This window comes from Fluviibacter sp. (assembly GCF_057744235.1).
The window spans coordinates 1-10,601 of the sequence record NZ_JBIJFP010000028.1 but is presented as its reverse complement, the minus strand read 5'-3'; the positions used below and the strand labels follow the sequence as shown (position 1 = coordinate 10,601).

Below are 10,601 nucleotides of genomic sequence, written 5' to 3'. Positions count from 1 at the left end.
TTGATTATCATTGCACTATGACAGGTAAAAACGAAAAATTGGGTTCGCAAATCGGAGATGACGGTTGGCTGGCGGGTGCCAGACATATGCCATCCCCGAACCAGGATTCGAGACCGGCCGGTGCCGCTATTGATCTGGTGGTCATTCATGCGATAAGTCTGCCACCGGGTGAGTTTGGTGGAGATGGTGTGATACAGCTGTTTAGCAATGCTCTTGATCCGGATGCACATCCCTACTATGCGGACATCGCCGGCCTCAAGGTGTCGGCTCATTTTTTCATCCGTCGGGACGGCGAGCTGATCCAATGTGTGCCGGTGACGGCCAGAGCCTGGCACGCAGGCTTGTCCAGCTGGCAGGGTCGTGAACGCTGTAACGATTTTTCGGTGGGTGTCGAACTGGAGGGGGATGATCAGTCTGCGTTCGAGAATGCCCAGTATCTGACGCTGCAGAAGCTACTGGTAGACTTGCAGGCCAGCCTGCCGATCAAGGCGGTGACGAGCCATTCACACATCGCGCCGGGCCGGAAAACGGATCCGGGCACCTGTTTTGACTGGGCACCCGTGAAAAGCATCTGCCCGAAGCTTCTGGTGCAGCCCTGACGTTCTAGAAGGCGATGTTGGCGCGCAGGCCCACCACGGTGGCATTGGGAATGGCCTGGTTCGGATTGTTCGGCATCGGTGCCTTGCCACCGGGGTTGATCGAGTACTGCAAGAATGGCTGCAGTGTCAGCCAGGGGGAGACGGCGGCCTGATAGGTCAGTTCGATCAGTGATTCCGGTTTGGGTAAGGGAGATTGTGTGCCACTACTGGTGTTCTCGGCACTGATCTGCCCGTTCAGATAGGGCGTGAATTTCGCCCAGCCAAAGCCGAGGCCAATGATGTCGTCCGGGCGTCCATCGAACAAACCCACATAGGCCAGGCCCGCATCGAAGTACCAGGTTACAAGGTTACGTTCCGTTTGTGGATTGTAGGTTACCCGGGTGAAGGCATTTAACCCCTGTGTTTCGCTGTGGGCTTCGCGCCAGAGGGTCTGATCGATCAGACCATAGATGGCATATTGCCCGCGATAACTGGTCATGGTCGGATTAGAAAAATTTCTGCCGCTGGCAGATTGCGTCACATTATTCACGTTGTCGGAGTTGTACCAGCCACCTAACTTGTAATTGCCGGAGAAGTTTTTTTCTCCCAACTGGAATTCCGGGCTGTATGCGGTTTCGAACCAGGACAGGACACCATCGCCGACCGGAAAATCCATACCATAGGAGGTCGAGGATGTGGCAGGGCCAACCGGACTGCCATTCATCACGGAGGCGGTGAGACGCCATTCATTATTGATATCCCAGCGCGCCAGGGCACCGGGGGCCGCATTGGGGTAGCCGGGGCCCCCCCCGGGCATATTGGCTTCCCAGCTATCCGGAAAGCCAAAGGTGGAGTTGACGAACACGTTTGCCGTTGGACTCATCATGTAATAGCGGTCTGCTTCCAGGAGACCGACCCGAAGACCCACGCGGTCGTCGAGCAGACGTTGTTCAAACCAGGCTTCGCCAAGTTTCGCAATGGAGGGTTGCGACTCGACATTTGTCGTGGTCATCAGGTTACCGACATACTGCATCGATAAATCCTGGCCCTGAATGCCATAGCCGGTCACGTGAAGTTTGCCACCGCGCCAACCCAAGGCCTTATTCAGATCCACATCCACTTCCAGATCCAGCAGGCCATCGTAGACAAAACCCTGGCGGATGCCGCCCCGAGTGTTGCCGACATAGTCGCTGGTCTGATTCAGCGTGAAGCTCACGCCGTAGTTTTCCAGCCAGGGGCGTAGGCCGTCCCAATCACCAAGCAAGGTTTTGTCCGTCGTGATGTCGGACTTGGTCGGTAAAGGTTCGTCTGCCGTCAATCGCGGTAACGATGAATTCGTCTGTGCGCAGACAGAAGTGCTGCAGAACACGGCCAGCATCAAAGCCGCTGCGGTTGGCAGCGCAACTGTTCGCTGGATTCTCAGAGATGCCATGGTGCTGTTGCAAGACAAAGGCCACCCGAAGGTGGCCTTTGTTGCAGGGTTGCGGGATTCTTTAGGCAACCTGCTTGTTGGCTTCCGCCATGCTCAGCGTACTGAGCTGACGGATCAGCTCCAGTTCCTGTGGCAGGCGCTCGGCCAGCTTATCGAACCATTCCTTGTGAGACTCGAGCTCCTTTTGCCAACCGGCGGTATCCAGCTGGGTCAGACGCATGAACTCTTCGCGGGTCATGTCAAGACCGGTCCAATCGATGTCTTCGAAATTCGGCGTCCAGCCCAGCGCCGTTTCTTTGGCGGCAACACGACCCTTGACGCGGTCGATGATCCACTTCAGAACACGCATGTTGTCACCGAAGCCCGGCCACATGAACTTGCCATCTTCGTCGAGGCGGAACCAGTTGACGCAGAAGATGCCCGGCGGGTTGTCGACGGTTTTGCCCATCTGCAGCCAGTGACGGAAGTAGTCACCCATGTTGTAGCCGCAGAACGGCAGCATGGCGAACGGATCGCGACGCACCACGCCTTGCGCGCCGAAAGCGGCCGCCGTGGTTTCCGAACCCAGCGTCGAAGCAAGGTACACACCGTAGTTCCAGTTGAAGGCTTCATACACCAGCGGCACGGTGGTAGCACGACGGCCGCCAAAGATGAAAGCCGAGATCGGCACACCGGCAGGATCTTCCCAGGCGGTATCCACCGACGGGCACTGTGCGGCCGGGGCGGTAAAGCGTGAGTTCGGGTGGGCAGCCTTACGACCGGTTTCTTTGCCGATTTCCGGGGTCCAGTCCTTGCCCTGCCAGTCGATCAGGTGCGACGGGGCTTCTTTGGTCAGGCCTTCCCACCATACATCGCCATCATCGGTCAGTGCGACGTTGGTGAAGATGATGTTTTCTTTCAGCGTGGCCAGTGCGTTGTAGTTGGTTTTTTCGCTGGTGCCCGGCGCGACGCCGAAGAAACCGGCTTCCGGGTTGATGGCATAGAAGCGGGTGACGCCGTCTTTGTCTTTGCGCGGCTTGATCCAGGCAATGTCATCGCCAATGGTGGTGATTTTCCAGCCGTTGAAGCTTTGCGGCGGGATCAGCATGGCGAAGTTGGTCTTGCCGCATGCCGACGGGAAGGCGGCAGCGACGTATGACTTTTCACCTTCTGGCGATTCGACGCCGAGGATCAGCATGTGTTCGGCCAGCCAGCCTTCGTCGCGTGCCATGGTCGAGGCGATACGCAGGGCAAAGCACTTCTTGCCGAGCAGCGCGTTGCCACCGTAGCCCGAACCGTACGACCAGATTTCGCGGGTTTCCGGGAAGTGCACGATGTACTTGGTGTCCGGGTTGCACGGCCAGGCGACGTCTTTTTCGCCATGGCCCAGCGGTGCACCGACCGTGTGCACGCAAGGTACGAATGCGCCATCGGTACCGAGCAGCTCGACAACGGCCTTACCCATCCGGGTCATGGTGCGCATGTTGGTCACGACATACGGCGAATCCGAAATTTCAACGCCGATATGAGCGATCGGCGAACCGAGCGGGCCCATCGAGAATGGGATCACGTACAGGGTGCGGCCCTTCATGCAGCCCTTGAACAGACCATCCAGCGTCTTACGCATTTTGGCCGGGTCTTCCCAGTTATTGGTCGGACCGGCATCGATCTGCTTTTCCGAGCAGATGTAGGTGCGGTCTTCGACGCGGGCGACATCCGACGGATCGGAGAAGGCGAGGAAGGAGTTCGGGCGCTTGGCTTCGTTAAGCTTGATCAGCGTACCGGCTTCTACCATTTGCGCACAGAGGCGGTCGTATTCTTCCTGGGAGCCGTCACACCAGACAACCTGTTCAGGTTCGGTGAGCTGGGCGATTTGCTCGACCCAGGCTTTGAGACGGGTATTTTTGACGTATTCCGGGGCATTAATGGCGACCATGATTTCTCCTGTGTGTCCTTTGCATCCTGGTGGATTGCGCTGGTTCGGCTGAATGGTTTGTCGACCAGTCTTATCGGGTTGCGGTAAACCTTAATTATCGCACTTCATGCACAGGTAAGAAAGTCGGCGTATGCTTTCAGATGGCAAGAATTCCCACGGAGACAGGGTTGTGATCGACAAAAACGAAAAAAATCAGTTGGTTAGCGAAAATTCTTCAAAAAACAACACTCAGCGGCTGCGTGAGTCTGCGCTGTACTACCATCGCTTTCCGAAACCCGGAAAAATCGCAGTCACCCCGACCAAGCAGTTAACGAACCAGTATGACCTCTCCATGGCCTATTCGCCGGGTGTGGCGGCCGCTTGTGAAGAGATTGTCGCGAAGCCGGAAGAGGTAGCAACACTCACGTCACGCGCCAACCTGGTCGGCGTGATTACCAACGGTACGGCCGTGCTGGGCCTTGGCAATATCGGCCCGCTGGCAGCGAAGCCGGTGATGGAAGGTAAAGGCGTGCTGTTTAAAAAGTTCGCCAACATTGATGTCTTCGATCTGGAAGTGAGCGAAAACGATCCGGATAAACTGGTCGAGATCATCGCCAGTCTGGAACCCACCTTCGGCGGTATTAATCTCGAAGACATCAAGGCACCGGAATGTTTTTATATCGAGAAAAAGCTGCGTGAACGTATGAAGATTCCCGTGTTTCATGACGATCAGCATGGCACGGCGATTGTGGTGGGGGCCGCGTTGCTGAACGGTCTGCATTTGCTCGGCAAAGATCTCAAGCAGGTCAAGCTGGTGACCTCGGGAGCGGGGGCGGCCGCACTGGCCTGCTTGGGATTGCTGGTGCAGTTGGGCATTCCCGTCGAGAACATCTGGGTGACCGATATTCATGGTGTGGTCTACGAAGGCCGCCCAGAAGATATGGATCCGATCAAGGCGCGTTACGCCAAGAAAACGGATGCCCGCAAACTGGCGGATGTGATTGACGGTGCCGACGTATTTCTGGGGTTGTCAGCCGGTGGTGTCCTGAAGCCGGAGATGGTCGCCAAAATGGCCAAGGATCCGCTGATTCTGGCTCTGGCCAATCCGACGCCGGAGATTCTGCCGCACGAAGTCCGTGCAGTGCGCGACGATGCCATCATTGCGACGGGTCGTTCGGATTACCCGAACCAGGTAAACAACGTGCTGTGCTTCCCGTTCATTTTCCGAGGCGCCCTGGATGTCGGGGCCAGCACGATTACCGAAGAAATGAAGTTGGCAGCCGTCAAGGCCATTGCCGATCTGGCCCGTGCCGAGCAGTCCGATGTGGTGGCATCCGCCTATGGTGAAAAGGTCAGTGGTTTCGGTCACGAATATCTGATTCCCAAACCCTTTGATCCACGCCTGATCGTGAAGATTGCGCCGGCCGTCGCGCAGGCGGCGATGGATTCCGGTGTGGCAACACGGCCGATCCGCGACTGGGAAAGCTATCTGCAGAGTCTGAACGAATTCGTGTATCACTCGGGCATGATCATGAAGCCGGTCTTTGCGCAGGCCAAGCTGTCGCCCAAGCGCATTGTTTTTGCCGAGGGTGAAGAAGAGCGTGTACTACGCGCCCTCCAGGTGATCTGTGATGAAGGAATCGCCAAGCCGATCGTGATTGGCCGTCCGGCAGAAATTGAACGCAAGATCGAAGCGGCAGGGTTACGCATTCGTCCGGGTGTCGACTTCGAAATCATTTACAACGATAGTGCGTTCTTTGAAGCGCACTATGATGAGTTCTGGCAGGAGTATCACCGGCTGACGGAACGCAAGGGCGTGGGCGCCGATTATGCCAAGCGCGAGATCCGTCGCCGTGCCACCCTCTATGCGGCGTTGATGGTGCGGTTGGGCTATGCAGATGGCCTGGTCTGCGGCACCTTTGGTCGGTACGAATTGCACCTGACCCATGTGGAAAACATTATCGGTAATGCGCCGGGGGTTGAACGGCTGTCAGCCATGAACCTGCTCATGTTGCCGGGCCGTACGGTGTTTATCGCCGATACCTACGTGAACTACGATCCGACGGTCGAAGAGTTGGTGCAGACGACCCTGTTGGCTGCCGAAGAAATCCGTCGCTTTGGCATCGCGCCTAAAGTGGCCTTATTGTCACACTCGTCGTTTGGTAGCCTGGACACGCCCACGGCAGAAAAGATGCGTCGTTTACTGGCGCGACTGAACGAGATTGCGCCGAGTCTGGAGGTGGAGGGCGAAATGCACGGGGATGCCGCGCTGGATGAAGTGATTCGTGGCCAGGTATTCCCGAATAGCCGCCTCAAAGGTGCAGCCAATCTATTGATCATGCCGAATCTGGATGCGGCGAACATTGCGTTCAATCTGCTGAAGGTTGCGGCCGGTGACAATTTGACCGTTGGACCAATTCTGCTGGGGTCGCGGAAACCGGCGCATATTCTGACGCCGACGGCCACCGTGCGTCGCATCGTCAATGTGACCGCACTGGCTGTGGTCGATGCCCTGATGGACGAACAGCGGGAAAGCTGAATGATTGCTTAAGGAACAACGCTATCCTGTTATTTTTATTCATGTTGCCACTATATTTTTGTTGAAAATCCGGGTGGCTGCGCTAGAATACGGGCAATTAATCTGATGGATGTTTCAGCGGGTGTGATACTCGCTGAAACGCTTTGCTCCGGTGGTGCGCGTTATGGCTTTAATCAAGCGTTTTCAGTCTTCGAAATTGCTGGCAACTTTGTTGCTCAGTGGTGCCTTTGCCGCCACGGTAATGTCTGTTGAGGCGGCAACGCAGAGCACGCCGCAAACGACCAACAGCAAGCAGGCCAGCAAGAGCAAATCAACGACAGCGGCAAAAGCCAAGAAAACTGCCAAGCCGGTAAAGTCACAGGCGACTAAGGAAACGGCCAAGACCGTGGCCGCTCAAAGTGCCGCCAAGGACAAGGTGGTGAGTGCCACCTCGAAAAAGCCGAGCCGCTTGATCGCCAGCAAGAAACCCCGCAGCACACCGCCGGACCACTGGGGCGAGTGGAATGGCCCTGTTGGCGGTTCGCCCGGTCTGCACTCGCATTCCGCCCTGTTGCTCGACATGCAGAATGGTGAGTCGGTGTATCAGAAGAATGCCACCCAGGTCGTGCCGATTGCCTCCATTACCAAGCTGATGACGGCCATGGTGATGCTCGATGCGCACCTGCCGATGAACGAAGAGCTGGTGATTACCGATGATGATGTGGATACCCTGAAAGGCAGTCGTTCCCGGCTGGCGGTGGGTACTCGCCTGACGCGTCAGGAAGCTTTGCTCTTGGCGTTGATGTCCTCGGAAAACCGCGCCGCACATGCCCTTGGGCGCAATTATCCGGGGGGTACCGCAGCGTTTGTGGCCGCCATGAATCGTAAGGCATTGGAACTTGGCATGGCCAATTCGCGATTTACCGATCCGACTGGTTTAAGTGCTTCGAATGTGTCGACGGCCAAGGATCTGGCCAAGATGGTGGCCGCAGCATATCGATATGCGCCGATTCGTGAAACCTCCACGACCTCGGATGCGCGCGTTGATGTGCGTGGGCGTATCCAGGAGTACCGCAACACCAACCCGTTGGTCCGTTCCGACAGCTGGGATATCGGTGTGACGAAAACCGGCTTTATTCGCGAGGCCGGCAAGTGTCTGGTCATGCAGGCCAAGGTCAATAACCGTCCGATGGTCTTTGTGCTGCTCGACTCGGAAGGTTCGATGACCCGTGTAGGTGATGCCAACCGCCTGAAGAAATGGGCTGAAGCCCAGCAAAGCTGATAGCAGCTCGTTAGAAGCGGGCACCCAGTGCCCGGGAGACGTCATCGGCACAGGCTCTGAGGGCTGGTGCCCAGGTCGTTTCGTGTTCGCCAAACCGCTCGGTGGGTGATGATACGGAAATGGCCCCAACCAGTGCGCCGCGGTCATCTCTGACCGGCGCTGCCACACAACGCAGACCGAGTTCGGCCTCTTCGTTGTCAAAAGCGATCCCCGCATCCCTTACAATCGCAAGTGCTTTGTTCAGCGCAGTCAGGCTGGTGAGCGAGTGTTCGGTATTGCCAGGCAATCCCGTACGTTGGGCATAAGCGGCGACGTCGCTGACTGAATCCTCGGCCAGAAAGAGCTTGCCCAATGATGTCAGGTGCAACGGGGCACGCGATCCGACCCGGTAGAACACGCGCACACGTGCGGCATTAGCGGCGGCGCGATCCAGATAAATAATATCGTCGCCATCCCGGATCGCCAGATTGACCGGTTCACCAATCATGTCATGAAGCTGTTCGATAAACGGGCGAGCAACCTCCCGAATCTGCAGGCGTTCCCGAACCAGATTGCCATACTCCAGCCAGCGTAGGCCCAAGCGGTAAAGCCCGCCGGGCTGATGCTCCACCAGCCCGATCAAGGTCAGGGCACCGAGAATGCGATGAACGGTGGAAATGTTCAAGCCTGTTTGAGCAGCCAGCGTCTTCAGCGTCACCGGTGCACTTTGCGACGCCAGAATGGCGAGTAGCAGATTGGCCCGTTCAAAGACCTGAACGCCGGAGTTGCTTGCGGGCGGTCGAGAGGTTGTGCTGGCGTCAGACATAAAGAGGCGGTGATGGGCGTCGGGAACAGATAGAATAGGGGGCATCAGAATTTGCCCTCCAACATTTTACTATGTGGAACATGGGCGTATGTTGAAAAATGCGTGTCATTGCGCCGCATATCTGTTGGAAAATATTATGTCCGGTTGTTGCACCATCCCGCCCCGTGAAGCCCTTGCCATTCCGCTATGGATTAATGGTCGCCCCATGCTGGCGATGCCACTTCGCTTTCACGAAATTCGTGAGTCGGCAACGCAGCGCCTGATCCGGCGCGTTCCCATGGTCGATGCCGAGTTGGCAGCATCGGCGCTGAGTGCTGCGCACCATGCGACGGGCTTGCCGCTGGCCGCGGCGAGTCAGTTTCTGGCTGCGTTGTCTCAGGCGCTCGAAGAGCTGGAGGGTCATTTCGCCGGCTTGAGCGCGGTTGAAAGCCAGACGCATCTGGAGGCCGGTAAAGCGGATGTGGCGCATGCCATCGAGTTTGTGCAACAACTGGCTCAGGCACCGTTGAACGCCGATGCCGTCGATCATGAGTCATCTGTATTGGCGCTGGCGGGTGCTGGTCTGCCCGTTACTGCCGCGCTCAAACTGGTGCTACCGGTGGTGTTGCAAGGTCGAGCCGTTACCCTGATCCCCGAAGCCAATGCGCCGTCTTGTGCGTTGGCGTTGGCTGAGTTGTGTGGTCAGTGCGGACTGCCGGATGGTGTATTCAATGTCGTTTACGCTGACGATGCGGTGGTACGTGTGCTGATCCAGGATCATGGCGTACATCAGGTGCGGCTCTTCGGACCCAGTGCCTGGGCGCAGCGCTGGCAAACGGCCGCCATGAACTGGCCGGATCGCGTTCGATGCGAGCTGGTGCCTGCCTGAAAGTCGATCAAGTCCCCGTTATTGCAACCAGGGCTTGATCCAGCTCATCAGTCCGGGTAAGGCTAACGCGGTCAGCAGACCGTTGAGTCCCATGCCCAGTGCGGCAAAGGCGCCCATTGTCTCGCTCAGTTGAAAAGCACGGGCTGTGCCAATGCCGTGCGCAGCAACACCCATTGAGAAACCGGCTACCGCATCATCACGGATACCTAGCCAACGATAGAGCATTTGTGCGGCCATCGCACCGAGAATGCCGGTCGCAATGACCATCACGGCAGCCAGCGAGGGCAGGCCACCAATCTGTTCGGCAATGCCCATGGCGATCGGTGTCGTCACCGATTTGGGGGCCAGCGATAGTAAGGTTGGTAGACTGCCACCAAACCAGTGACCAACTAAAACCGCGCTCAGCATTGCGGTCAGAGAACCACCCAGTAAGGCCAGGACGAGTGGACCGATTATGCGGGTTAAACGTTTGAACTGTCCGTAGAGGGGAATCGCCAGTGCGACGGTGGCTGGACCCAGTAAAAAATGGACAAACTGCGCGCCTTCAAAATAGCGGTCGTAGGGGGTCTCTGTTACGGTCAACAGACTTACCAGCACCAGGATGGCCAACAACACGGGGTTGGCCAGAGGCCGCTGACCGCAGCGTTGATAGATCCGGAAGGCAAGTTGGTAGGCGACCAGCGTCATCGTCAGCCAGAAGAGCGGCGACGCCGAGAGATAGACCCAGGTCTGATTCAGGCGTTCAGGCATGGTGATCTCCTGTGGGCACTGCAGGCTGGCGCAACAGGCTATTTAGAATCAGTGCCGTTACCGCTAGGCCACCTAGGGTACTGACGATGAGGGCGGTGGCAATGGGGAGCCATTCGGCGGCAATCAGTTGTAGGTACAGCATGACACCGGTGCCAGCAGGCACAAACAGTAACGACAAATGCTGCAGCAGGACATGAGCCGTTTGTTGCAGGGATTGAGGGATAGCGCGCCCGGAACGACCTCGCACGACCAGTGTGCCAAAGAGTAATGCCATGCCGATGACCGGGCCGGGCACGGGTAGAGACAGCAGGCGCGCGAAGACTTCACCAGCAAGTTGATAGAGCAGTAACCAGGTCAGTGCGGCAATCATGATGCAAATCCTCAAATGCAGACGGCACCCGCAGGTGCCGTCTTGGTCAGAAGCGTGGGCGGTTAGGCCATGGCTTCGTACAACGGCAGTGTCAGGAACTCCGG

General features: G+C 57.3%; 9 protein-coding genes. 4 read left to right on the top strand and 5 right to left on the bottom strand.

The features are described from left to right. Positions 1-86 precede the first annotated feature (86 nt). Positions 87-599, top strand: coding sequence for a 1,6-anhydro-N-acetylmuramyl-L-alanine amidase AmpD (gene ampD, locus AC3GOJ_RS09745; RefSeq protein WP_488237276.1), 513 nt, complete (start codon positions 87-89; stop codon positions 597-599). 4 nt (positions 600-603) lie between these two features. On the opposite strand, the gene AC3GOJ_RS09740 is transcribed toward ampD, so the two are convergent. Then, positions 604-2,010, bottom strand: a complete 1,407-nt coding sequence (locus tag AC3GOJ_RS09740; protein WP_488237274.1) for a carbohydrate porin — start codon at positions 2,008-2,010, stop codon at positions 604-606. A gap of 61 nt (positions 2,011-2,071) precedes the next feature. After that, positions 2,072-3,925, bottom strand: coding sequence for a phosphoenolpyruvate carboxykinase (GTP) (locus tag AC3GOJ_RS09735; RefSeq protein ID WP_488237273.1), 1,854 nt, complete (start codon positions 3,923-3,925; stop codon positions 2,072-2,074). Between the two features lie 235 nt (positions 3,926-4,160). Between AC3GOJ_RS09735 and AC3GOJ_RS09730 the strand changes: the two genes are divergently transcribed. Continuing rightward, positions 4,161-6,443 carry an NADP-dependent malic enzyme gene (locus tag AC3GOJ_RS09730; protein ID WP_488237275.1) on the top strand — a complete coding sequence of 761 codons (2,283 nt, stop codon included), beginning with the start codon at positions 4,161-4,163 and terminating at the stop codon, positions 6,441-6,443. 163 nt (positions 6,444-6,606) lie between these two features. Continuing rightward, positions 6,607-7,704, top strand: coding sequence for a D-alanyl-D-alanine endopeptidase (gene pbpG / locus AC3GOJ_RS09725; RefSeq protein WP_488237272.1), 1,098 nt, complete (start codon positions 6,607-6,609; stop codon positions 7,702-7,704). 10 nt (positions 7,705-7,714) lie between these two features. On the opposite strand, the gene AC3GOJ_RS09720 is transcribed toward pbpG, so the two are convergent. Beyond that, complete coding sequence (locus AC3GOJ_RS09720; RefSeq protein WP_488237271.1) at positions 7,715-8,554, bottom strand: IclR family transcriptional regulator; 840 nt, start codon at positions 8,552-8,554, stop codon at positions 7,715-7,717. A 91-nt stretch (positions 8,555-8,645) separates the two neighbouring features. Between AC3GOJ_RS09720 and AC3GOJ_RS09715 the strand changes: the two genes are divergently transcribed. Continuing rightward, positions 8,646-9,377, top strand: coding sequence for an aldehyde dehydrogenase family protein (locus tag AC3GOJ_RS09715; protein ID WP_488237270.1), 732 nt, complete (start codon positions 8,646-8,648; stop codon positions 9,375-9,377). A gap of 18 nt (positions 9,378-9,395) precedes the next feature. Here the strand turns inward: AC3GOJ_RS09715 and AC3GOJ_RS09710 are convergent, their stop codons facing one another. Beyond that, complete coding sequence (locus tag AC3GOJ_RS09710) at positions 9,396-10,127, bottom strand: LrgB family protein (RefSeq protein WP_488237269.1); 732 nt, start codon at positions 10,125-10,127, stop codon at positions 9,396-9,398. Continuing rightward, positions 10,120-10,497 (bottom strand): CidA/LrgA family protein, encoded by a 378-nt coding sequence (locus AC3GOJ_RS09705; protein ID WP_488237268.1) that lies wholly within the window; start codon positions 10,495-10,497, stop codon positions 10,120-10,122. The genes AC3GOJ_RS09710 and AC3GOJ_RS09705 overlap by 8 nt, the downstream gene beginning before the upstream one ends. Positions 10,498-10,601 lie beyond the last annotated feature (104 nt).

Excerpts from the sequence above, each read along its gene's own strand:
- ampD (WP_488237276.1), top strand. The coding sequence starts at position 87 with ATGCCATCCCCGAACCAGGATTCGAGACCGGCCGGTGCCGCTATTGAT.
- AC3GOJ_RS09740 (WP_488237274.1), bottom strand. The coding sequence starts at position 2,010 with ATGGCATCTCTGAGAATCCAGCGAACAGTTGCGCTGCCAACCGCAGCG.
- AC3GOJ_RS09735 (WP_488237273.1), bottom strand. The coding sequence starts at position 3,925 with ATGGTCGCCATTAATGCCCCGGAATACGTCAAAAATACCCGTCTCAAA.
- pbpG (WP_488237272.1), top strand. The coding sequence starts at position 6,607 with ATGGCTTTAATCAAGCGTTTTCAGTCTTCGAAATTGCTGGCAACTTTG.
- AC3GOJ_RS09720 (WP_488237271.1), bottom strand. The coding sequence starts at position 8,554 with ATGCCCCCTATTCTATCTGTTCCCGACGCCCATCACCGCCTCTTTATG.
- AC3GOJ_RS09715 (WP_488237270.1), top strand. The coding sequence starts at position 8,646 with ATGTCCGGTTGTTGCACCATCCCGCCCCGTGAAGCCCTTGCCATTCCG.
- AC3GOJ_RS09710 (WP_488237269.1), bottom strand. The coding sequence starts at position 10,127 with ATGCCTGAACGCCTGAATCAGACCTGGGTCTATCTCTCGGCGTCGCCG.
- AC3GOJ_RS09705 (WP_488237268.1), bottom strand. The coding sequence starts at position 10,497 with ATGATTGCCGCACTGACCTGGTTACTGCTCTATCAACTTGCTGGTGAA.